Raw genomic sequence first — 21,916 nt, 5'->3', positions numbered from 1 at the left:
AAAGGAGAGTGCTGTGTCGCGTAGACGCGTCGTAGTCACCGGTATGGGGATGTTGTCGCCACTGGGTGCGGATGTACCAAGCACCTGGCAAGGCATTCTGGCAGGCCGAAGTGGCATTGGTCTGATCGAACACACAGATCTTTCTGCCTATTCCACCCGTTTTGGCGGCTCGGTTCAGGGCTTTAACGTTGAGGATTACCTCTCCGTCAAAGAGTCCAGAAAACTTGACCTGTTTATTCAATACGGTCTGGCAGCCGGGTTTCAGGCTGTGCGCAATTCCGGCCTTGAAGTCACGGATGCCAATCGTGAGCGCATCGGTGTGGCCATGGGGTCGGGTATTGGTGGTTTGACCAATATCGAAGAAACCAGCCGCATTCTGCATGAGCAAGGCCCGCGACGGATTTCGCCGTTTTTTGTGCCTGGCTCGATTATCAATATGATTTCCGGTTTTCTGTCTATCCATTTGGGTACACAAGGGCCTAACTACGCCATTGCCACAGCTTGTACTACAGGTACTCACTGTATCGGCATGGCCGCGCGCAATATTGCTTACGGCGAAGCCGACGTGATGATTGCCGGCGGATCTGAAATGGCGGCCTGCGGTTTGGGTATGGGGGGCTTCGGTGCCTCGCGTGCGCTGTCCACACGCAACGATGATCCAACTCGTGCCAGCCGTCCGTGGGACAAAGGCCGTGATGGCTTTGTACTGGCTGACGGTGCCGGTGCGCTAGTGCTTGAAGAACTTGAGCACGCCAAGGCACGCGGCGCGACGATCTACGCTGAGCTGATTGGTTTCGGGATGAGCGGTGACGCTTATCACATGACCTCGCCGCCAGAAGATGGCGCGGGTGCTGCACGCTGCATCACCAATGCGTTGCGCGATGCCAGTATCAATCCTGATCAGGTTCAGTACATCAACGCCCACGGTACCTCGACACCTGCTGGCGATTTGGCAGAGGTTGCTGCGATCAAGTCGGTGTTTGGTGATCACGCCTACAACCTTGCCGTCAGCTCTACCAAGTCGATGACCGGTCACTTGTTGGGTGCCGCGGGCGCGGTTGAGGCGATTTTCAGCGTGTTGGCGATCAACAGCCAGATTGCCCCGCCAACCATCAACCTTGATGAGCCGAGCGAAGGCTGCGACCTTGACTTCGTGCCGCACACCGCTCGCGAAATGTCGATCGACGTGGTGCTGAGCAACTCGTTTGGTTTTGGCGGCACCAACGGCTCGCTGGTGTTCCGCCGGTACGCCGAGTAATGCAAAGTTGGGTCGACGGTCAGCCAGCGCACGCGTTAGCGTCGCTTAAAGACCGTGGGCTGGCTTACGGTGATGGTCTGTTTGAGACCCTTGTCGTCAAGGCTGGCCAACCGCTGCTGCTGGACCTGCACATGCAGCGTCTGGCGCAGGGGTGTTCCCGCCTGGCGATAGTTGCGGATCACTCATTGATCCGCAGCGAATTGCTGGCCTATGCGCAAGCGATGGGCGAGGGCGTCCTCAAGCTGATTGTGACCCGTGGCGACAGCCAGCGCGGTTACAGCGCATCACCCGAGGCTCTACCTCGACGAATTCTTCAAGCCAGTCCGCCTGCCGCCTACCCTGAGGCCAACGCCTTGGAGGGTATCCAGCTGTTTGATTGCGCCACACGTTTGGCCGAACAGCCGCTGCTGGCTGGGCTTAAACACCTCAATCGCCTCGAACAGGTGCTGGCGCGTGCCGAGTGGCAAGATCCGGCCTACGCCGAGGGATTGATGCGCGACACGTCCGGGCGAGTGATCGAAGGCGTGTTCAGCAACCTGTTTTTGGTACGCGATGGCAGCGTGTATACCGCCGACCTGCAACGCTGTGGTGTGGCGGGGGTGATGCGGGCCGCGCTACTGGTTGAAGCAGAGCGCCAGGGTATCGCGTGCCACGTCACAGACCTGAGCTTCACCCAGCTGCGCCAGGCTGATGAACTCTTTGTCTGTAACAGCGTGTATGGCATTTGGCCCGTGCGGGCATTTGCAGACCTGAGCTGGCCGGTGGGGCCGCTCACCCGTAAACTGCAAGGCATTGCTCGCACCCTATTGGATGTCTGATTCGTGAAACGTAATTTTTTGCTGCTGCTGGAGACCGGTCTGGTGCTGGCAGGCTTGCTGCTGGGCGCCAGTGCGTGGAAGCTCAATTCGGCGCTGGAGCAACCGCTCAACTTGACCGAGGAGCAACTGCTCGACGTTCCGGCCGGTGCAACCCCGACGGGTACGTTCAATCGTCTTGAGGCGGATAACACCTTGCACGATGCCTTCTGGCTGCGTCTTTACTGGCGCTTTAACCTTGAAGGTCAGCCGTTGCACAGCGGTGAGTACCGCATGACGCCCGGCATGACCGCCCAAGACCTGATTGGTCTGTGGCAGCGCGGTGAAGTGGTCCAATACAGCCTGACCCTGGTTGAGGGCTGGAATTTCCGTCAGGTGCGCAGCGCGCTGGCCAAACATGAAAAAATCGAACAGACCCTCGACGGCCTGAGTGACAGTGAGGTGATGGTCAAGCTAGGTCATGGGGGTGAATTTCCGGAAGGCCGGTTTTTCCCTGATACCTATCGCTTTGTCCGTGGCATGACCGATGCTCAGCTTTTGGAAAAAGCCTACGACCGCCTTGAAAAAGTACTGGCAGAGGAGTGGGAGCAACGAGCGCCTGATCTGCCCTATGCCACGCCCTATCAAGCGCTGATTATGGCTTCGCTGGTCGAGAAAGAAACGGGTGTGCCCCAAGAGCGTGGGCAGATTGCCGGGGTTTTTGTGCGCCGAATGAAAATCGGCATGCCGCTGCAAACCGACCCAACAGTCATCTACGGTTTGGGTGAGCGTTACAACGGTAAATTGACCCGTGCTCATCTGCGTGAGCCAACGCCCTACAACACCTACACCATTCCCGGCCTGCCGCCGACACCGATTGCCATGGTTGGACGTGAGGCCATTCACGCCGCCTTGCACCCGGTCAGTGGCAGCAGCCTTTACTTTGTGGCCAAGGGTGACGGCAGCCATACGTTCTCGGATGATCTGGATGCGCATAACAATGCCGTGCGCGAATTCCAGATCAAGCGTCGCGCCGACTACCGCTCAAGCCCTGCGCCGACCCCAGCTGCTGAGCCGGCGAGCCCTGCGGCCGAGCCGCATAGCCCGAATGAAACTGATTAAGGATTGCTGCCTGTGACTGGCTTGTTTATTACCCTGGAAGGCCCCGAAGGCGCGGGCAAAAGCACCAACCGCGACTACCTGGCCGAGCGTCTGCGTGCGCAAGGTATCGATGTGGTATTGACCCGCGAACCTGGGGGCACGCCTTTGGCCGAGCGCATCCGTGAGCTGTTGCTCACCCCCAGTGATGACGCCATGTGTGCCGATACCGAACTCTTACTGGTGTTTGCCGCCCGTGCTCAGCATTTGGCCGAGGTGATTCGCCCGGCGCTGATTCGGGGAGCCGTGGTGCTGTGTGACCGTTTTACCGACGCCACCTACGCCTACCAGGGGGGAGGGCGCGGTTTGTCACATGAGCGCATCGCCACGCTGGAAACCTTTGTGCAAGGCGCGCTGCGCCCTGACATCACGCTGGTGTTTGATCTGCCGATTGAAGTCGGTATGGCCCGCGCCAGCGCTCGGGGCCGACTGGACCGCTTTGAGCAGGAAGGCCGTACCTTTTTCGATGCGGTGCGCAGTACTTACCTCAAGCGGGCCGAAGCCGAACCTGCGCGTTATCGCCTGGTCGATGCCGCCCAGTCGCTGACTGACGTTCAGCATCAGTTGGATGCACTGCTGCCGCAACTGCTGGAGCTGTACCGTGGCTGAAGCCTACCCGTGGCAAGACAGCCTGTGGCAGCAAATGGCCGGGCGTGCGCAACACGCCCACGCCTACCTGCTGCATGGCCCTGCGGGTATCGGCAAGCGCGCCCTGGCTGAGCGACTGATGGCCAGCCTGCTGTGCAAGCAGCCGGTCGGGCTTGAAGCCTGCGGGTCGTGCAAGTCCTGTTCATTGCTGGCTGCAGGCAGTCACCCTGATAACTACATCCTTGAGCCGGAAGAAGCCGACAAAGCGATCAAGGTTGATCAAGTCCGCGAACTGGTCAATTTTGTGGTGCAAACCGCTCAGTTGGGCGGGCGCAAGGTGGTATTGGTCGAGCCCGTCGAGTCGATGAACGTCAACGCGGCGAACGCCTTGCTCAAAAGCCTTGAAGAACCCTCGGGCAACACCATTTTGCTGTTGGTCAGCCACCAGTCGAGTCGACTGTTACCGACCATCCGCAGCCGCTGCGTGCAACAAGCGTGTCCACTGCCCAGCGAGGCTTTGAGCCTGGAGTGGTTGGCCAAGGCGCTGCCCGAGTGCAGCGACGCCCAGCGCATTGAGTTATTGACGCTGGCCGCCGGATCACCCTTGGCGGCCGTCAAGTTGCAGGCCCAAGGTGTGCGCGAACAGCGTGCGGCGGTGGTCGAAGGGGTCAAAAAGCTGCTCAAGCGCGAGATCTCTGCCACTCAACTGGCGGAAAGCTGGAATGCCATCCCGTTGTTGCTGCTGTTTGACTGGTTCTGCGACTGGTCGAGTCTGATTTTGCGTTATCAATTGACCCAGGATGAAGCCGGACTGGGGCTTGAAGACATGCGTAAAGTGCTGCAATACCTGGCGCAGAAAACCCCGCAAGACAAAGTGCTGGCGATTCAGGACTGGATTCTCGCGCAGCGGCAAAAAGTCCTGGGCAAGGCCAACCTCAATAGAGTTTTGTTGCTGGAGGCCTTACTGGTGCAGTGGGCAAGTCTGCCCGGCCAGCGTTGATTTGATTGATTTGATAAACAGGTAATTTTGTATGTTGGTTGACTCCCATTGCCATCTTGACCGTCTGGACCTCAGCGCCCATGACGGTTCACTGGACGCAGCGCTGCAAGCGGCGCGTTTGCGCGGTGTCGGTCATTTTCTGTGTATAGGTGTCAGCGCCGAGAATGCCGCCGATGTCAAAGCATTGGCTGATCGCTTCGACGATGTCGATTGTTCAGTAGGCGTCCACCCGCTGGACGTGCAGCCGGGCGCGGCACCTGCACTGGACTGGTTGCTGGGCGAGCTGAACCACCCCCGGGTCGTAGCCATTGGCGAGACCGGCCTGGACTACCACTACGAGCCTGAAGCTGCCGAATTGCAGCAATTGTCGTTTCAGGTTCACCTGGAGGCGGCTAAGCAAACTGGCAAGCCCGTGGTAATTCACACGCGCGGTGCCCGTCAGGACACCCTGAACATGCTGCGCGACGCAAACTTGCCCAACGCCGGCGTGCTGCACTGTTTCACTGAAGACTGGGACATGGCCAAAGCGGCGCTGGACATGGGCTATTACATCTCGCTGTCGGGTATCGTCACGTTCCGCAATGCCGATGCGCTGCGCGATGTCGCCCGGCAGGTGCCTGCTGACCGTTTGCTGGTGGAAACGGATTCCCCGTACCTGGCCCCGATTCCTCATCGCGGCAAGCCCAATCTTCCGCAATACGTGCGTGAAGTGGCTGAGTTTTTGGCAATGTTGCGTGGTGAGCCTTACGAGCGGTTCGCAGAGCAGACCACAGAGAACTTCAAACGGTTGTTCCCGTTGGCTCGGGTTAAATGACCCTGTAGCCGCTGCCGAGGAACGAGGTCAGCGCACAATATCGACTTTTTGGGCAAAAAAAACCCGGACTCTGGGGAACCCGGGTTAAGACCATTAGGAGTAAAACAAAGGGCACATTCCGTTGTGACCTTGATCGGCAGCCACTTGGGGGGATGTGCCGCCGACTCCTTTAGTATTGGTCAGCTTTATCGAACGTCCAGTCGTGGCTGATCGTTTTTTAAACAGATTTGGAATACCTGTGATTCGTTTGTCTGCTCATAAGGGTTATATGAATGAGTCTGAAAACGCGAGTACACAGGATGGTCCGTGCAATTTAGCGTGACTAATGCATAATACTCCGCTTCGATTTTGACCCGAACAGACCTTTTCTTATGCACAAAGAACCCCGTAAGGTCCGTGAGTTTCGTCGCCGCGAGCAAGAAATTCTCGATACCGCGCTCAAGCTGTTCCTCGATCAAGGTGAAGACAGTGTCACCGTCGAGATGATTGCTGATGCCGTCGGTATCGGCAAAGGCACGATTTACAAGCACTTCAAATCCAAGGCCGAGATTTACCTGCGCCTGATGCTCGATTACGAGCGTGATTTGAACGAGTTGCTGCATTCCGCTGACGTCGATAAAGACAAAGAGGCGCTGTCGCGAGCCTACTTCGAATTTCGCATGCGTGACCCTCAGCGTTACCGGCTGTTTGACCGCCTTGAAGAAAAGGTCGTTAAAGGTAATCAGGTACCCGAGCTGGTTGAAGAGCTGCACAAGATTCGCGCTTCCAACTTTGAGCGTTTGACCCTGCTCATCAAGGGGCGTATCAGTGAAGGCAAGCTTGAAGATGTTCCGCCGTATTTCCACTATTGTGCAGCCTGGGCATTGGTGCACGGCGCGGTAGCGCTGTATCACTCGCCGTTCTGGAGCAATGTGCTGGAAGATCAGGAAGGTTTTTTCCAGTTCCTGATGGACATCGGTGTGCGCATGGGCAATAAGCGCAAGCGTGACACGGACACCCCGGCAGTCGAGTAGCGGGCAAGGGTTTTATCGTTCAGGGCCGCGTGCCCTGAACCCTTTTACCAGGTGTTGGCGCGGCTCTATCCTGCGCGTCGGAGTCATTCATGATTGTTGACCGCCAAGGCAGACGTTTTCGCAATTTACGTATCAGTCTTACGTCTGCGTGCAATTACGCCTGTACCTATTGCGTGCCCAACGGCAAGCGTCTGGTGGCGGCTCAGGATGAATTGTCGGCCGAAGCCATGATCCGTGGCGTGGCCTACCTGATTGAGGCCGCCGGCATAGAGCGCTTGCGCATTACCGGTGGTGAACCACTGGTCAGCCCCAAGCTTGAAGCTTTTATGCAGGGTGTGGGTTCGTTGGGCTTGAGTGATATCAGCCTGACCACCAATGGTCAGTTGCTGGGGCGAAAATTGCCCTTGCTGCTGGAGGCGGGCATACGTCGCCTCAATGTCTCCCTCGATACCCTGAACCCGGAAGCCTTTCGCGCCATTGCCCGTGGTGGTGATCTGCCAACTGTGCTCGACGGCATGCGCCAGGCCAGTGAAGCGGGGATCAAAATCAAGGTCAATATGGTGCCGTTGCGTGGGCAAAACTTCGATCAGGTCATCCCTTTGCTGGATTATTGCCTTGAGCGGGGCTACGAGCTGCGGTTTATCGAGCTGATGCGCATGGGCCACCTGGCGAGTGATGGCAATTCATTCTTGCAACAATTTGTCAGCCTGCAACAGTTGTTGTCGCTAATCGGCGAGCGCTATGAGTACCAGCAAGCCGACGCGCCCGTCGATGCAACAGCGGTGCGCTATCAAATTGCAGGTCAGGGTTATTTCGGCGTAATTGCCAACGAGAGTGTGCCGTTTTGCCGGACCTGTTCGCGCTTGCGCCTGTCTTCAACGGGCTGGCTACATGGTTGCCTGTCGTCGAGCAATCGCCACTATGTCGGTGACTTGCTGAACAAGCCCCGTCATCAGGCCTTGCCTGCACTGCAAAGCTTGCTGATGAAAGCCTTGGGCGACAAACAAGACGTTGCCTTTTCGGGCGGTGCCACCGTGATGAAGATCATCGGCGGGTAACCTTTAAATCCCTAAATATGGGATGCAAAATTATATATTGAGACTTTGCAGTTTCCGGGTTTATAGTCGGCTTTAGCTCCACGCACTCACACTAAAAAAATAATATGGTGAAGTGATGCCGAGATATTCCAGGACGCCCCTGCGCGCACGCGGGACTCCCCAATGCCCCCTTTTTATTGGCCGGTCATCGAAAGATGCCCGGTTTTTTTCGTGCCTTTTTTGTGGAGTCCTGATTCATGGCTGAGCCTCTTTCTTTACCTGCGGTGGCCGAACCGCCACGTGGCGAACGTCTGAAAAATAAAGTGGTGGTACTGACCGGTGCTGCTCAAGGCATTGGCGAAGCCATTGTCGCCAGCTTTGTGGCTCAGCAGGCGAAAATGGTCATTAGCGATATTCAGGCCGAGAAGGTCGAAAAGGTGGCGGCCCATTGGCGTGAGCAGGGTGCTGATGTGCAGGCGATCAAGGCTGATGTGTCGTGCCAGTCAGACCTGCATGCGCTGGTTGCGCAGGCCATGGAGCTGCATGGCCGCGTGGATGTGCTGGTCAATTGCGCCGGCGTTAACGTGTTTCGAGATCCGCTGGAAATGACCGAAGAGGACTGGCGACGCTGTTTCGCCATTGACCTGGACGGTGCCTGGTATGGCTGCAAGGCCGTGTTGCCACACATGATTGAGCAGGGTGTGGGCAGCATTATCAACATCGCCTCGACTCATTCCTCCCACATTATTCCGGGTTGTTTCCCGTACCCGGTGGCCAAGCATGGCCTGCTAGGGCTGACCCGTGCGCTGGGCATCGAATACGCATCCAAAGGCATACGGGTCAACGCCATTGCGCCGGGGTATATCGAAACCCAGCTTAATGTCGATTACTGGAATGGTTTTGCAGACCCGCATGCAGAGCGCCAGCGTGCACTGGATCTGCACCCTCCGCGGCGAATCGGCCAGCCACTTGAGGTGGCCATGACTGCTGTTTTTCTGGCGAGCGATGAAGCGCCGTTTATCAATGCGTCCTGCATCACCATCGATGGCGGGCGTTCGGTGCTGTATCACGACTGATTGACCGGTCGGCACCATCAGGCTTCAAACACTTTAAAAATAACAACAAGAGGGTTTGCCATGAAACGTCGTCCCATCCTTCGCGCCCTGTGCTGCGCGGCACTGACAGCGACTGCGCTGAGTTTCGGCCATAGCGTGCTGGCTGCGGAGCCGGTGAAAATCGGTTTTCTGGTCAAGCAGGCGGAAGAACCATGGTTCCAGACCGAGTGGGCATTCGCTGAAAAGGCCGCCAAAGATAAAGGCTTTGAGCTGATCAAAATTGCTGTGCCCGATGGGGAAAAAACCCTGTCGGCCATCGACAGTCTGGCCGCTAACGGTGCGCAGGGGTTCGTGATTTGCCCGCCAGACGTCGGCCTCGGCCCGGCGATCATGGCCAAGGCCAAGATCAACAACCTGAAAGTTATCGCCGTGGATGATCGTTTCGTCGATGCCAAGGGTGCGTTTATGGAAGAAGTGCCTTATTTGGGCATGGCAGCATTTGAAGTCGGCCAGCAGCAAGGCAATGCCATGGTCGCCGAAGCCAAAAAACGCAATTGGGACTGGAAAGATACCTACGCCGTCATTAACACCTTCAACGAATTGGATACCGGCAAAAAACGCACCGATGGTTCGGTTAAATCCTTGAAAGACGCAGGCTTGCCTGATGATCACATTCTTTACTCGGCGCTCAAGACGCTCGATGTACCCGGCAGCATGGACGCTACCAACTCGGCATTGGTCAAGCTGCCCGGCGCTGCAAAAAACCTGATTATCGGGGGGATGAATGACAGCACGGTACTGGGCGGTGTGCGCGCCACGGAAAGTGCCGGTTTTGCCGCCGCTAACGTGATCGGCATTGGTATCAACGGCACCGATGCCATCGGCGAATTGAAAAAGGCCGACAGCGGCTTTTATGGCTCCATGCTGCCGAGCCCGCATATCGAAGGCTACAAGACCGCAACCTTGATGTTCGAGTGGATCACTGAAGGCAAAGAGCCGCCGCTGTACACGGCCATGGACGAAGTGACGCTCATCACTCGGGATAACTTCCAGCAAGAGCTGACCAAAATCGGGTTGTGGAACTGAGTCGGAGGTTCTTATGCAGCCGCTTACAGAGACTCAAGCTTCATGCAATGACAGCCTGCGCTTCAATGCCATCGGCAAGCATTTTCCGGGCGTACAGGCGCTGGCCAATATCAGTTTTGTGGCGTATCCCGGTCAGGTCCATGCGCTGATGGGCGAGAACGGTGCGGGTAAATCGACCCTGTTGAAAATCCTCGGTGGGGCTTACACGCCCAGCAGTGGCACGGTGCAGATCGGCGAGCAATCAATGGTGTTCAAATCCACCGCAGACAGCATCGCTCACCGGGTTGCTGTGATTCATCAGGAGTTGCATCTGGTGCCGGAAATGAGCGTGGCCGAGAACCTGTTTCTGGGTCATTTGCCTGCGCGCTTTGGCGTGATCCGGCGCGGCGAGTTACGGCGCAACGCATTGACCTTGCTCAAGGGGCTGGCCGATGAAATTGATCCGCAGGAGAAGGTCGCACGCTTGTCGCTGGGCCAGCGTCAATTGGTGGAAATTGCCAAGGCACTGTCCCGTGGCGCCCATGTCATTGCCTTCGACGAGCCGACCAGCAGCCTGTCCGCTCGGGAAATAGACCGGCTGATGGCGATCATTGAGCGCCTGCGCGACGAAGGCAAAGTGGTGCTTTATGTCTCTCATCGCATGGAAGAAGTGTTCCGCATCTGCAATGCGGTCACTGTGTTCAAGGACGGCCGCTACGTCCGCACCTTTGAGCAGATGAGCGAGTTGACCCACGACCAACTGGTGACCTGCATGGTCGGTCGCGATATTCAGGATATTTACGACTACCGGCCTCGAGAGCACGGTGCGGTGGCGCTTAAGGTTGATCGCTTGATCGGCCCAGGGCTGCGCCAGCCGGTGAGTTTTGAAGTGCGCAAGGGCGAGGTCGTTGGGCTGTTCGGGCTGGTCGGGGCAGGGCGCACGGAGTTGCTGCGTTTGTTGAGCGGGCTGGCACGCCATAGCGCAGGACAGATTGAGCTCCAGGGCCAGGCGCTTACATTGCGCTCGCCCCGTGATGCGATTGAGGCCGGCGTTCTGCTGTGCCCTGAGGACCGTAAGAAAGAAGGCATCATTCCTCTGGCGAGTGTTGCTGAAAACATCAACATCAGTGCGCGCGTCGCACATTCCACCTTGGGCTGTGTGCTGCGCGGCAAATGGGAACGGGACAATGCCGATAAACAGATACGGGCACTGAACGTGAAGACCCCCACGCCAGGGCAGAAAATCATGTTTCTGTCTGGTGGTAATCAGCAAAAGGCCATTCTGGGGCGTTGGCTGTCCATGCCCATGAAAGTGCTGTTGCTCGATGAGCCGACCCGAGGCATCGACATCGGTGCCAAGGCCGAGATCTACCAGATCATCCATGCCTTGGCGGCCAGCGGCATTGCGGTGATCGTGGTGTCCAGCGACCTGATGGAAGTGATGGGCATCAGCGACCGTATTTTGGTGCTGTGTGAAGGGGCGCTAAGCGGTGAGTTGCCGCGTGCGCTGGCCAATGAATCCAGCCTGTTGCAATTGGCCTTGCCCGGTCAGCGTGCTGACGGCGTGACCCACTGAGAGGTTTTTATGACAACCCAAGATTCGACGTTGCCCACGACACCCCGAAAAAATCTCGATATGCGCCGCTTTCTCGATGATTGGGTCATGTTGCTCGCAGCATTGGCGATTTTCCTGCTGTGCACCTTACTGATCGACAACTTTCTGTCACCGTTGAACATGCGGGGTTTGGGGTTGGCCATTTCCACCACCGGAATTGCCGCTTGCACCATGCTGTATTGCTTGGCCTCGGGGCATTTCGACCTGTCGGTGGGGTCGGTGATTGCCTGTGCCGGGGTGGTTGCTGCGGTGGTCATGCGTGACACCGACAGCGTATTTTTGGGCGTCAGCGCGGCCTTGGGCATGGGCCTGTTGGTGGGCCTGATCAACGGTATCGTCATCGCCAAACTGCGGGTCAATGCGTTAATCACCACCTTGGCCACCATGCAAATTGTGCGCGGCCTGGCGTATATCTTTGCCAATGGCAAAGCTGTAGGTGTTTCCCAGGAGTCGTTCTTCGTGTTTGGCAATGGTCAGTTGTTTGGCGTACCGGTGCCGATCCTGATCACCCTCGTGTGCTTTGTGTTTTTTGGCTGGCTGCTCAACCACACCACCTACGGTCGCAACACCATGGCCATTGGCGGTAATCAGGAAGCGGCGCTGTTGGCCGGAGTGAATGTCGACCGCACCAAAATCATCATCTTCGCCGTGCATGGACTGATTGGTGCGCTGGCCGGCGTGATTCTGGCGTCGCGCATGACCTCGGGGCAGCCGATGATTGGCCAGGGGTTTGAGCTGACCGTGATTTCGGCCTGTGTATTGGGCGGGGTGTCGCTGAGCGGTGGCGTCGGGATGATTCGGCATGTGATCGCCGGGGTGCTGATTTTGGCAATCATTGAAAACGCCATGAACCTGAAAAACATCGACACCTTCTACCAATACGTCATACGTGGCTCGATTCTGTTGCTCGCGGTGGTGATTGACCGGCTAAAGCAGCGATAACTAGCCTGGCAAAACTGGCGCGCAAACTGCATCACGCGACTATTCGCCGGTTTTCTGTCACCGGCCATCGGGAGAATGGGATGCGTGGTCTGTGTGTGTTGCTGGCTTTTTTGGCGCTGGGTGGCTGCATGAAGGTCAGCGATCTGGGGAAGGGCGCCCGCTATCAAATGAGCGATGCGGGCCTCCTTGATCACAGTAATACGCGGCGCAGCAACTCGCTGCGCATCCAGCCGGATTCCTTTATCTACATCGCCCAAGGGCCATTTGCGCCCATCGGCGACCCTTATGTGCGGCCTAACGTGGTGGCCGAAGAGGCGTTTAACGGTTTCGTTGAATATTTCCCTATGGTGCGCCGCGCCAAGGAGCCGGCGGGGCTTGATCAGGCCATGACCGACGCCCGTGGTTTTGGCGCACATTATTTGCTTTACACCCGTTTTGCGCGCGCTGACGACCGTATCAGCAACAGTGACGAATGGCTGGATCAGGAAGAAATCAGCCGCTTGGGCGTCGACAGCGGAGTGATTCAGGTGATGCTGATCGAAACCAGCACCCAATACTTGATCGATACGGCGACCATTCGCAGCCGGGGTGGCCTGCTGACCTTTCATGACACCAAGCCTGCAGACTTGATTGGCCCGCCGCTGGCGAAGTACGCACGCAGCTTGATAGGCTTGAGCGATGAATAAGTCGAGGAGAGCATCATGAGTGACCCGGTAGACGTCAGTGACCTGTTGGCGCAAATCCCTAAAGCCGACAAAGGACTACCGCCGGTTCATTTATGGAACACGGCCTTCTGCGGCAATATCGACATGCGCATCGCCCGCGATGGCACCTGGTATTACATGGGCACGCCCATTGGCCGTAAACCGATGGTCAAGCTGTTCTCGACCATCATTCGCCGTGATGGTGACGACTACTTTCTGATTACTCCCGCTGAAAAAGTCGGCATTGTCGTCGATGATGCACCCTTTGTTGCGCAAATCCTTGAGGTCGAAGGTGAAGGCGAGCAACAAGTGCTGCGCTTCACCACCAACGTTGACGAGCAGATCACTGCGAACAGCGAACACCCACTGCGTGTTGTCATCGATCCGCAGACCCAAGCGCCGGCCCCTTATCTATTAGTGCGCCGCAATCTTGAAGCGCTGATCCATCGCAACGTGTTCTACCAACTGATCGAACTGGCCGTTTCTCGCTCCATCGACGGGCAAAACTGGCTGGGTGTGTGGAGCAGCGGGCAGTTCTTCCCCATAGGCCCTGAGCCCATTTAAGACCCAACACCGGTAGCCGCTGCGAGGGCAGCGCTCGGCGGCAAAGCCGTCGTAAGTCCACCCGTGGGCAAGTGTCACAAAATACGCGTTATTAATTCCCTATATATGGGACTGCAATTTATATATTGAGATTTTGCCTGCTCAAGGTTTATAGTCGCCCGCACTGAGACACAGCATTCACTGCTAAAAACAAAACAGGTGAAGCGATGCAGGCGCAATTGATTGCACTCGATTGGGGGACAACCTCCCTTCGTGCTTACTTACTCGGTCCCGCAGGGCAGGTGCTGAACACGCGCTCGCTGGACTACGGGATCATGCAACTGCCCGTCACACCGCGTCAGGTGGCTGGCCAGCAGTGCGCAGATGGTTTTGAACTGGCTTTCGACGAAGCCTGCGGCGACTGGCTGGACGCCCATCCCGGTATTCCCGTTATCGCGTGTGGCATGGTTGGCAGCGCCCAAGGCTGGCGCGAGGCCCCTTACCGCGAAACCCCTGCCAGCCTTCAAGCACTGAGCACCGCCCTACAGATCGTGCGCAGTGTGCGTGGGGTTGATGTGCATATCGTGCCCGGTGTCATCCAGCGTTCTTCCTTGCCCAATGTTATGCGCGGCGAAGAAACTCAAGTGCTGGGTGTGCTGCAAAGCCATCCGCTGATCAACGATTGTTTGATCGGCTTGCCTGGCAGCCACTCCAAATGGGTGCAAGTGCAAGACGGCTGCCTTGTGCACTTCGATACCTTCATGACCGGCGAACTCTATGCCGCCGCCTGTGACCACACTATTTTGGGCCGTACCCAGCAACGCGACGGTTCGTTTGATCAGTGCGCTTTCGAGCGCGGGGTAGGGGTAGCATCGTCTACCGATGGTTTGCTCGGACCGCTGTCAACCTTGTTTAGCGCCCGCACATTGGGCCTGACAGGGCAATTGAGCGCCACGGCGCAACCTGACTATGTGTCGGGTTTGTTGATTGGCCATGAGCTGTGCGCTTTGGGCAATGCGTTGCATCACCGACGTGGCGAGCAGGCAATGCCCGCGGTCATTCTTATTGGCAATTCCCAACTCTGTGAACGCTACCAACTGGCGCTGGCCGCCTGTGGGTTTGGCGACGTGCGTCTGGCTGAACAGGCTACCGAACAGGGTTTATGGCACCTGGCTCACGCCGCCGGGTTAGTGCGACACAACACTCTGGAGGGCTGACATGCTCAAGCAAGCATTGGCAAAAAACGGGTTGATCGCGATTCTTCGCGGGCTGCATCCGCAAGAGGCGCAGGCCATCGGCAAAGTGCTGTACGACGAGGGCTTTCGTACCCTTGAAGTGCCACTCAACTCCCCGCAGCCTTACGACAGTATTCGCATTTTGCGCGACAGCCTGCCTGCTGACTGTCTGGTGGGTGCGGGTACGGTGCTGACGCCCGAGCAGGTCGAACAGGTCAAGGCGGCGGGCGGTCAAGTGATTGTGATGCCCCACAGCGACCCCAAGGTATTGCGCGCGGCCAAGACGGCTGGCCTGTACCTGGCGCCCGGTGTTGCCACCCCTACCGAAGCGTTTGCCGCCCTGGCCGAAGGGGCTGATGTACTGAAAATGTTCCCGGCCGAGCAAATGGGGCCCGCGGTGGTCAAGGCCTGGCTGGCCGTATTGCCCGCCGGAACCCTGTTGATCCCGGTCGGCGGAATCACCCCTGACAACATGCAGGTGTTTCTTGACGCCGGCGTTGCTGGTTTTGGACTGGGTTCGGGTCTATTCAAACCTGGCCTGACGCCACAAGAAGTGGCCGTACGGGCCAAGGCGTATATGAACGCCTGGAATACGCAGCGTTACGCTGATTGACCGGCGCTGCGGCGTCCCATCGAATAAGAGAGACAACACGATGAAAATTACCAAACTCACAACGTATCTGGTTCCGCCGCGCTGGTTGTTCCTCAAGGTTGAAACCGACGAAGGCGTTACCGGGTGGGGCGAGCCTGTGGTTGAAGGGCGTGCCCACACCGTGGCGGCCGCGGTAGAGGAACTGTCCGACTACTTGATCGGCAAAGACCCGCGCAATATCGAAGACATCTGGACAGTGCTCTACCGCGGCGGTTTTTACCGGGGTGGCGCGGTGCACATGAGCGCGCTGGCTGGTATCGACCAGGCCTTGTGGGACATCAAAGGCAAGGCGCTGGGCGTGTCGGTCAGCGACCTGTTGGGCGGGCAAGTGCGCGACAAGATTCGTGTGTATTCGTGGATCGGTGGTGACCGCCCGGCGGACACCGCCAAAGCCGCTAAAGAAGCCGTTAGTCGTGGTTTTACCGCGATCAAAATGAACGGCACCGAAGAGCTGCAATTTGTCGACAGCTTCGAAAAAGTCGATCTGGCGCTGGCCAACGTCGCTGCTGTTCGTGATGCGGTCGGGCCGAATGTGGGCATTGGTGTGGACTTCCATGGTCGGGTGCACAAGCCGATGGCCAAGGTGCTGATGAAAGAGCTGGACCCGTACAAGCTGATGTTTATCGAAGAACCGGTGCTCAGCGAAAACTACGAAGCGCTCAAAGAGCTGGCGCCGTTGACCAGTACCCCGATTGCTCTGGGCGAACGCTTGTTCTCGCGCTGGGACTTCAAGCGCGTGCTCAGCGAAGGCTATGTCGACATTATTCAGCCGGATGCTTCCCATGCGGGTGGCATCACCGAAACTCGCAAGATCGCCAACATGGCCGAAGCCTATGACGTAGCGCTGGCATTGCATTGCCCATTGGGTCCGATTGCATTGGCCGCTTGCTTGCAGCTGGACGCGGTGTGCTACAACGCGTTTATTCAGGAACAGAGCCTGGGCATCCACTACAACGAAAGTAACGACCTGCTGGATTACATCAAGGATCCGTCGGTATTCGACTACGACAAAGGCTTCGTCAAAATCCCTAACGGCCCGGGTTTGGGAATTGAAATCAATGAAGAATACGTACGCGAGCGTGCACTCATAGGGCACCGCTGGCGCAACCCGATCTGGCGCCATGCTGACGGCAGCTTCGCCGAGTGGTGAGTCCACTCCGACCACTGTAGCCGCTGCCCAGGGCTGCGTCCGGCGACGAAGTCATCGTAAATTCAGGTCATGAGATCGTCCAGATGAATCAGGATCTCAGGGTTTACGACCGCTTCGCAGTCGGACGTCGCCTTCGGCAACTGCTACGGATTTAGCGACCTCAATAACCATAAAAACGAGGCACACCCCATGACTATCACTGTCGCGCAAGCGTCTATGGTGACGCCTAGCCGTAAGCGTTTTTTCATCATGGTCCTGTTGTTTATCACCGTGGTGATCAACTATCTGGACCGCAGTAACTTATCGATTGCCGCCCCTGCGCTGACCAGCGATCTGGGCATCGACCCTATCCATGTCGGTCTGATCTTCTCCGCGTTCGGCTGGACGTACGCCGCCATGCAAATCCCCGGTGGCTGGCTGGTAGACCGCGTGCCGCCACGCATTCTGTACAGCGTAGCGTTGCTGCTGTGGTCGATCGCGACCGTCATGCTCGGCTTTGCTGCCAGCTTTATTGCCCTGTTTGTCCTGCGCATGGCGGTCGGTGCCCTCGAAGCTCCGGCGTACCCGATCAATAGTCGTGTGGTGACCACCTGGTTTCCTGAACGCGAACGCGCCACCGCAATTGGCTTTTACACTTCCGGACAATTTGTCGGTCTGGCATTTCTGACCCCGGTACTGGCATGGCTGCAACATCAGTGGGGCTGGCACATGGTGTTCGTCTGCACCGGTGCGGTGGGCATTATCTGGGCGGGCATCTGGTATGCGGTCTACCGCGAGCCGCGAGACTTCAAGGGCGCCAATGATGCCGAAATCGACTTGATCATCGAAGGTGGCGGACTGGTGGATATCCAGTCGCAAACAGCCAAGCGCAAGGCACCCTTCAGTTGGGCGGACTTGGGCATCGTGCTTACCAAGCGCAAGCTGTGGGGTATCTACCTCGGGCAGTTTTGCCTGAACTCTACCTTATGGTTCTTCCTGACCTGGTTCCCTACCTACCTGGTCAAATACCGCGGCATGGACTTCATCAAGTCCGGTTTGCTCGCTTCGTTGCCGTTTCTGGCTGCGTTTGTCGGGGTGCTGTGCTCGGGGTTCTTCTCCGACTGGTTGATCCGTCGCGGCTACACGGTGGGCTTTGCGCGAAAATTGCCCATTATTGGCGGGCTGCTGATCTCGACTTCAATCATCGGTGCCAACTTTGTTGAGTCGACGCCGCTGGTGATCGCGTTTCTGGCACTGGCGTTTTTCGGCAATGGTCTGGCGTCGATCACCTGGTCGCTGGTATCAACCCTGGCCCCGGCCCGGTTGCTGGGCCTGACCGGCGGTGTGTTCAACTTCATCGGCAACCTGTCGGCGATTGCCACGCCAATCGTGATCGGCTTTTTGGCCAGCGGAGACTCGTTCGCCCCGGCCATCACCTACATTTCGGTATTGGCGCTGCTGGGTGCGTTGTCTTATATCTTGCTGGTGGGCAAGGTCGAGCGGATCGAACTCTAGGGTCTGTTCCCGTTTCATTGCAAGCCGCGTCGCTGGGTCAAATTTAGACAGGCAAGGCGCAGAGCGAAGGGAATGGTTGTTCCCTTCCCAGGCTCTGCAACACAGCCTGGCTAAATTTGACACGCGACCCGAAGGGACGAAAGCTCACGTGGCTGCTATGAGACGGGAACAGACCCTAGCCGCGCGTCAACCGGGCGACCATAATGCCGCCCGGTATTCCCTCCAATCCAAAGGCTGGCTATGCAGGACGACACCCCGAAAATTGCACCGACCGGCACCCAAACCTTACTGCGCGGCCTGGCGGTCGTTCAGGCCGTGGCCAATGGTGCGCGTGACCTCAAGGACATCGCCCGAGCGATTGGTACCACCCGCAGCACCACGCACCGTCTGGCCAGTTGCCTGGTAGACGAACGCTACCTGCGGGTATTGCCGCAGGTGGGTTACTTGCTGGGTCCGAAGTTGATCGAGCTGGGTTTTCAGGCGCGCGAAGAAGTGCCGCTGGTGACATTGGCCGGGCCGTTTCTGGATGAGTTGTCGGTTTTGACCGGCGATACCGTTCACCTGGCCGTGCGCGAAGGTGATGAAGTGTTGTACCTGCACAAAATTCCGGGGCGCAATGGCCCGGAAATGCGATCGCGTGTGGGGCATCGCATGCCGCTGGCGCGCACAGGAATTGGCAAAGCAATGTTGCTGGATGCGCCGTTGGGCGAGTGGCGACGTTTGTATGACGCTTGCCATCCGGCGGCAGAGAAAAACCCGTTATGGCCCAACCATGAGGAAGTGACGTGGGAGCAGTTTGAACAACGCATGCGCAGCTATGTTGCCGGCGGCTATGCGTTCGATCTGGAAGACAACGAACCATCGATTCGTTGTGTTGCGGCGCCGATAAGGGATGCCAGTCGCAAGATCGTTGCGGCCATCAGCATCGCCAGTACCGTGCCTTACATGTCTCTGGAAAAAATGACCGGCTTGATTCCTGTCATCACACATGCGGCGCAGCAGATATCGGCGGAGCTGGGCGGGTAAAGCCCTCACCCCAGCCCTCTCCCAGAGGGAGAGGGGGCCGATTTGTATGGGGTTTGGTACCGGATTCAGCGAGAAAAGCTGAGCAGACGCCGCTCAACAGTCCCCCCAATCAGTCCGCTCTCTCTTTGGCAGGGAGAGGGGGCCGATTTGTATGGGGTTTGGTACCGGATTCAGCGAGAAAAGCTGAGTAGACGCCGCTCAATAGATCCCCCCAATCAGTCCGCTCTCCCTTTGGCAGGGAGAGGGGGCCGATTTGTATGGGTTTTGGTACCGGATTCAGCGAGAAATGCTGTGTAGACGCCGCTCAACAGGCCCCCCCAATCAGTCCGCTCTCCCTTTGGCAGGGAGAGGGGGCCGATTTGTATGGGGTTTGGTACCGGATTCAGCGAGAAAAGCTGAGTAGACGCCGCTCAATAGATCCCCCCAATCAGTCCCCTCTCCCTCTGGGAGAGGGCTAGGGTGAGGGGCTTTTGACGTTTAAGCCTTCAACGTTTTCATGTCGATCACAAAACGGTATTTCACGTCGCCTTTAACCACGCGCTCAAAGGCTTCGTTGATGTTTTTGATATCGAGCATTTCGATGTCGCAGGTAATCCCGTGTTCAGCGCTGAAATCGAGCATTTCCTGAGTTTCAGCGATACCGCCAATCAGCGAGCCAGCCAATACGCGGCGTTTGAACACCAGATTAAAGGCATTCAGTGCCGGCTCAACAGGTTCGATCAGGCCGACCAGAATGTGGACGCCGTCAAACGCCAAGGTTTCGAGGTAGGGGTTCAGGTCGTGCGGCACCGGAATGGTGTCCAACAGGAAGTTGAAGGTGCCCGCTGCGGCTTTCATCTGCTCGGCATCGGTAGACACGATCACGTGATCGGCACCTTGGCGACGAGCTTCTTCGGCCTTGGCTGCAGAGCGGGTGAACAGGGTGACTTCAGCGCCCAGAGCCTTGGCAAACTTGATGCCCATGTGGCCCAGGCCGCCCATGCCCAGAATCCCGACTTTGTCGCCCGGCTCTACACCATAGTGACGCAGCGGCGAATACGTAGTGATACCTGCACACAGCAAAGGTGCAGCGCTGGCTGGGTCGAGGTTGTCCGGGATGCTCAGCACAAAATGTTCGCTAACGACCATTTTGTCGGAGTAGCCACCCATGGTCAGGGTGCCGTCAATACGATCAGGGCTGGCGTAGGTTTGGGTCATGCCTTCCAGGCAGTATTGCTCCAGGTCTTCCTGGCAAGCAGAGCAGGTACGGCATGAATCGACCATGCAGCCTACGCCAACCAGATCGCCGACCTTGTGCTTGGTGACCTTGTCGCCGATTGCAGTCACTTTGCCGATGATTTCATGGCCGGGCATCAGCGGGTAAGTGGCGAAGCCCCAGTCATTACGAGCCTGGTGAATGTCGGAGTGGCAAACGCCGCAGTACAGAACGTCAAGGGCAACGTCGTCCGGGCGCAGGGCGCGGCGGTTGAATTGCATAGGTGCCAACGGAGCCTTGGCGCTCTGAGCGGCATAACCGATTGCGTTGTAGGTGGACATGAAGAACCTCTCGAAACGTTGACTGTGAACAGGGGGGGATTTTGCGCTTCTGTGCCTGACAGGACTATGACGATTCCTACGCGTGTTATGCCTAATACTCCGGAGTCTCGGCTCAGATATGGCGTTGGCCGGTAATTCTGCGAAGATGCGTCTGTCTATTCCTCCTGCGAAGTTGTTTCCATGTTTCTGACGCGTCACCGAGATGAGAACGCCGCGCTAGTTTCGCTGATCCGGCCTTTGGCGTTAAAAACCGGCTTTGTTTCGACTTTATTGCCTGAAGTACGGGTGGTATCGGCGTGCAACGCCGTGGCGCGCATGCCGCAGATCTATGAGCCTAGCCTAATGGTCATCGCACAAGGCAGTAAGTTGGCTTATTTAGGCCAGCGGACGCTGGAGTACGGCGCTGGACATTATTTGGTGCAGGCACTTTCTGTCCCTTTTGAGTGTGAGACCTTCGCTTCTGCCGAGGTGCCGCTGCTGGGTGTGGCGATCAGCATTGACCGGGCCGTGCTCGGTGAGCTGGTGCTGGCGATGGGGCTGGATCCGGATCGCAGTGCCGTGGCGCAAACGCCGGAGTCGATGACTTCGGCGGAGCTGGATGACGAGATGCGTGACGCGGTAGAGAGGTTGTTGCGCTGTCTGCATGATCCCGTGGAGTGCCGGATCATGGGTAAGGCACGTTTGCGTGAAGTCTTGTTCGCGGCATTGCGTGGGCCGCAGGCCGGAGTATTGCGGGCATTGGTTGAGCAACAAGGGCAATTTGCCAGAGTCGCGGCGTCATTGAGCCATTTGCATGAGCATTTTGCCGAGCCCTTGAATGTCGAAACACTGGCGCGTTGCGCCAATATGAGCGCCTCCACGTTTCATGAGCATTTCAAGCGCAGTACCTTATTGTCGCCGGTGCAGTACCTGAAACGACTGCGCCTGTTGCGGGCACAGCAGCTGCTGTTGAATGAGCGTTTGGGCGTGGCGCAAGTGGCCGAACGAGTGGGTTATCAAAGTGCCTCGCAATTCAGTCGCGAGTACAAACGCTACTTTGAACGTAGCCCTGGCCATGAAGGGGTGGGGTGCTGAAGAGCATTGTGTAGCCGCTGCCAAAGGCTGCGTTCGGCGGCGTAGCCGTCGTAATTCAGAGATGCAGTGCATCTGTTAGAGCGCGAGCTCAGGTTTACGAACGCTTAGCCATCGGACGCAGCCTGCGGCAGCGGCTACAGGATGAATACCAGGCGCCATAAAA

The 21,916-nt window shown here is 57.5% G+C and carries 21 protein-coding genes; 20 read left to right on the top strand and 1 reads right to left on the bottom strand.

Annotated elements, in window-relative coordinates; translation table 11 throughout:
* Positions 1–13: 13 nt before the first annotated feature.
* From fabF to FJD38_RS03160, 19 genes are all read left to right on the top strand, one after another.
* A complete protein-coding gene (gene fabF / locus FJD38_RS03250; protein WP_122783954.1) occupies positions 14–1,258 on the top strand; it encodes a beta-ketoacyl-ACP synthase II in 1,245 nt (414 codons plus the stop codon).
* Entirely contained in the window at positions 1,258–2,076 is an 819-nt protein-coding gene (gene pabC, locus FJD38_RS03245; RefSeq protein ID WP_146383902.1) for an aminodeoxychorismate lyase, read from the top strand. The genes fabF and pabC overlap by 1 nt, the downstream gene beginning before the upstream one ends.
* A 3-nt stretch (positions 2,077–2,079) precedes the next feature.
* A complete protein-coding gene (mltG, locus tag FJD38_RS03240) occupies positions 2,080–3,174 on the top strand; it encodes an endolytic transglycosylase MltG (protein WP_122783956.1) in 1,095 nt (364 codons plus the stop codon).
* 12 nt (positions 3,175–3,186) lie between these two features.
* Positions 3,187–3,819, top strand: coding sequence for a dTMP kinase (tmk, locus tag FJD38_RS03235; protein ID WP_146383901.1), 633 nt, complete (start codon positions 3,187–3,189; stop codon positions 3,817–3,819).
* The gene (locus FJD38_RS03230) at positions 3,812–4,798 is read left to right on the top strand and encodes a DNA polymerase III subunit delta' (protein ID WP_122783958.1); all 987 of its coding nucleotides are present in this window, start codon (positions 3,812–3,814) and stop codon (positions 4,796–4,798) included. Before tmk ends, FJD38_RS03230 begins: the two co-directional genes overlap by 8 nt.
* Before the next feature lie 31 nt (positions 4,799–4,829).
* Positions 4,830–5,612 (top strand): TatD family hydrolase, encoded by a 783-nt coding sequence (locus tag FJD38_RS03225; protein ID WP_146383900.1) that lies wholly within the window; start codon positions 4,830–4,832, stop codon positions 5,610–5,612.
* A gap of 371 nt (positions 5,613–5,983) precedes the next feature.
* Positions 5,984–6,625, top strand: a complete 642-nt coding sequence (locus tag FJD38_RS03220; RefSeq protein WP_122783960.1) for a TetR/AcrR family transcriptional regulator — start codon at positions 5,984–5,986, stop codon at positions 6,623–6,625.
* An 89-nt stretch (positions 6,626–6,714) separates the two neighbouring features.
* Positions 6,715–7,683: a GTP 3',8-cyclase MoaA gene (locus FJD38_RS03215; RefSeq protein ID WP_146383899.1), complete on the top strand. Its 969-nt coding sequence runs from the start codon at positions 6,715–6,717 to the stop codon at positions 7,681–7,683.
* Positions 7,684–7,919: 236 nt separating this feature from the next.
* Positions 7,920–8,738, top strand: coding sequence for an SDR family oxidoreductase (locus FJD38_RS03210; protein WP_122783962.1), 819 nt, complete (start codon positions 7,920–7,922; stop codon positions 8,736–8,738).
* Positions 8,739–8,798: 60 nt separating this feature from the next.
* Entirely contained in the window at positions 8,799–9,803 is a 1,005-nt protein-coding gene (locus FJD38_RS03205) for a substrate-binding domain-containing protein (RefSeq protein WP_122783963.1), read from the top strand.
* Positions 9,804–9,816: 13 nt separating this feature from the next.
* Complete coding sequence (gene araG / locus FJD38_RS03200) at positions 9,817–11,358, top strand: L-arabinose ABC transporter ATP-binding protein AraG (protein WP_146383898.1); 1,542 nt, start codon at positions 9,817–9,819, stop codon at positions 11,356–11,358.
* A 9-nt stretch (positions 11,359–11,367) separates the two neighbouring features.
* On the top strand, positions 11,368–12,339 hold the full coding sequence (gene araH / locus FJD38_RS03195) for an L-arabinose ABC transporter permease AraH (RefSeq protein WP_146383897.1): 972 nt from the start codon (positions 11,368–11,370) through the stop codon (positions 12,337–12,339).
* Positions 12,340–12,419: 80 nt separating this feature from the next.
* Positions 12,420–13,025, top strand: a complete 606-nt coding sequence (locus tag FJD38_RS03190) for a DUF4823 domain-containing protein (RefSeq protein WP_146383896.1) — start codon at positions 12,420–12,422, stop codon at positions 13,023–13,025.
* 15 nt (positions 13,026–13,040) lie between these two features.
* The gene (locus tag FJD38_RS03185) at positions 13,041–13,607 is read left to right on the top strand and encodes a DUF1285 domain-containing protein (protein ID WP_146383895.1); all 567 of its coding nucleotides are present in this window, start codon (positions 13,041–13,043) and stop codon (positions 13,605–13,607) included.
* A 206-nt stretch (positions 13,608–13,813) separates the two neighbouring features.
* Positions 13,814–14,803 carry a 2-dehydro-3-deoxygalactonokinase gene (locus FJD38_RS03180; RefSeq protein ID WP_146383894.1) on the top strand — a complete coding sequence of 330 codons (990 nt, stop codon included), beginning with the start codon at positions 13,814–13,816 and terminating at the stop codon, positions 14,801–14,803.
* A gap of 1 nt (position 14,804) precedes the next feature.
* Positions 14,805–15,434, top strand: a complete 630-nt coding sequence (locus FJD38_RS03175; RefSeq protein ID WP_122783969.1) for a 2-dehydro-3-deoxy-6-phosphogalactonate aldolase — start codon at positions 14,805–14,807, stop codon at positions 15,432–15,434.
* Between the two features lie 40 nt (positions 15,435–15,474).
* The gene (gene dgoD / locus FJD38_RS03170; RefSeq protein WP_146383893.1) at positions 15,475–16,623 is read left to right on the top strand and encodes a galactonate dehydratase; all 1,149 of its coding nucleotides are present in this window, start codon (positions 15,475–15,477) and stop codon (positions 16,621–16,623) included.
* A 189-nt stretch (positions 16,624–16,812) separates the two neighbouring features.
* The gene (locus tag FJD38_RS03165; protein ID WP_146383892.1) at positions 16,813–18,117 is read left to right on the top strand and encodes an MFS transporter; all 1,305 of its coding nucleotides are present in this window, start codon (positions 16,813–16,815) and stop codon (positions 18,115–18,117) included.
* Positions 18,118–18,357: 240 nt separating this feature from the next.
* Positions 18,358–19,143, top strand: a complete 786-nt coding sequence (locus FJD38_RS03160) for an IclR family transcriptional regulator (RefSeq protein ID WP_122783972.1) — start codon at positions 18,358–18,360, stop codon at positions 19,141–19,143.
* Positions 19,144–19,620: 477 nt separating this feature from the next.
* Here FJD38_RS03160 and FJD38_RS03155 read toward each other — a convergent pair whose 3' ends face one another.
* On the bottom strand, positions 19,621–20,679 hold the full coding sequence (locus FJD38_RS03155; RefSeq protein ID WP_146383891.1) for an NAD(P)-dependent alcohol dehydrogenase: 1,059 nt from the start codon (positions 20,677–20,679) through the stop codon (positions 19,621–19,623).
* A gap of 180 nt (positions 20,680–20,859) precedes the next feature.
* Here FJD38_RS03155 and FJD38_RS03150 point away from each other — a divergent pair, with 180 nt between their 5' ends.
* Entirely contained in the window at positions 20,860–21,753 is an 894-nt protein-coding gene (locus tag FJD38_RS03150) for an AraC family transcriptional regulator (protein ID WP_146383890.1), read from the top strand.
* Positions 21,754–21,916: the final 163 nt, after the last annotated feature.

The organism is Pseudomonas saxonica, assembly GCF_007858365.1.
Taxonomy (GTDB): domain Bacteria; phylum Pseudomonadota; class Gammaproteobacteria; order Pseudomonadales; family Pseudomonadaceae; genus Aquipseudomonas; species Aquipseudomonas saxonica.
This window is presented reverse-complemented; position numbering and strand designations above follow the sequence as displayed.

Bases quoted from the DNA above. Each gene is read 5' to 3' on its own strand.
- pabC (WP_146383902.1), top strand. From the start codon at position 1,258: ATGCAAAGTTGGGTCGACGGTCAGCCAGCGCACGCGTTAGCGTCGCTT.
- FJD38_RS03225 (WP_146383900.1), top strand. From the start codon at position 4,830: ATGTTGGTTGACTCCCATTGCCATCTTGACCGTCTGGACCTCAGCGCC.
- FJD38_RS03220 (WP_122783960.1), top strand. From the start codon at position 5,984: ATGCACAAAGAACCCCGTAAGGTCCGTGAGTTTCGTCGCCGCGAGCAA.
- FJD38_RS03215 (WP_146383899.1), top strand. From the start codon at position 6,715: ATGATTGTTGACCGCCAAGGCAGACGTTTTCGCAATTTACGTATCAGT.
- FJD38_RS03210 (WP_122783962.1), top strand. From the start codon at position 7,920: ATGGCTGAGCCTCTTTCTTTACCTGCGGTGGCCGAACCGCCACGTGGC.
- FJD38_RS03205 (WP_122783963.1), top strand. From the start codon at position 8,799: ATGAAACGTCGTCCCATCCTTCGCGCCCTGTGCTGCGCGGCACTGACA.
- araG (WP_146383898.1), top strand. From the start codon at position 9,817: ATGCAGCCGCTTACAGAGACTCAAGCTTCATGCAATGACAGCCTGCGC.
- araH (WP_146383897.1), top strand. From the start codon at position 11,368: ATGACAACCCAAGATTCGACGTTGCCCACGACACCCCGAAAAAATCTC.
- FJD38_RS03190 (WP_146383896.1), top strand. From the start codon at position 12,420: ATGCGTGGTCTGTGTGTGTTGCTGGCTTTTTTGGCGCTGGGTGGCTGC.
- FJD38_RS03185 (WP_146383895.1), top strand. From the start codon at position 13,041: ATGAGTGACCCGGTAGACGTCAGTGACCTGTTGGCGCAAATCCCTAAA.
- FJD38_RS03180 (WP_146383894.1), top strand. From the start codon at position 13,814: ATGCAGGCGCAATTGATTGCACTCGATTGGGGGACAACCTCCCTTCGT.
- FJD38_RS03175 (WP_122783969.1), top strand. From the start codon at position 14,805: ATGCTCAAGCAAGCATTGGCAAAAAACGGGTTGATCGCGATTCTTCGC.
- dgoD (WP_146383893.1), top strand. From the start codon at position 15,475: ATGAAAATTACCAAACTCACAACGTATCTGGTTCCGCCGCGCTGGTTG.
- FJD38_RS03165 (WP_146383892.1), top strand. From the start codon at position 16,813: ATGACTATCACTGTCGCGCAAGCGTCTATGGTGACGCCTAGCCGTAAG.
- FJD38_RS03160 (WP_122783972.1), top strand. From the start codon at position 18,358: ATGCAGGACGACACCCCGAAAATTGCACCGACCGGCACCCAAACCTTA.
- FJD38_RS03155 (WP_146383891.1), bottom strand. From the start codon at position 20,679: ATGTCCACCTACAACGCAATCGGTTATGCCGCTCAGAGCGCCAAGGCT.
- FJD38_RS03150 (WP_146383890.1), top strand. From the start codon at position 20,860: ATGTTTCTGACGCGTCACCGAGATGAGAACGCCGCGCTAGTTTCGCTG.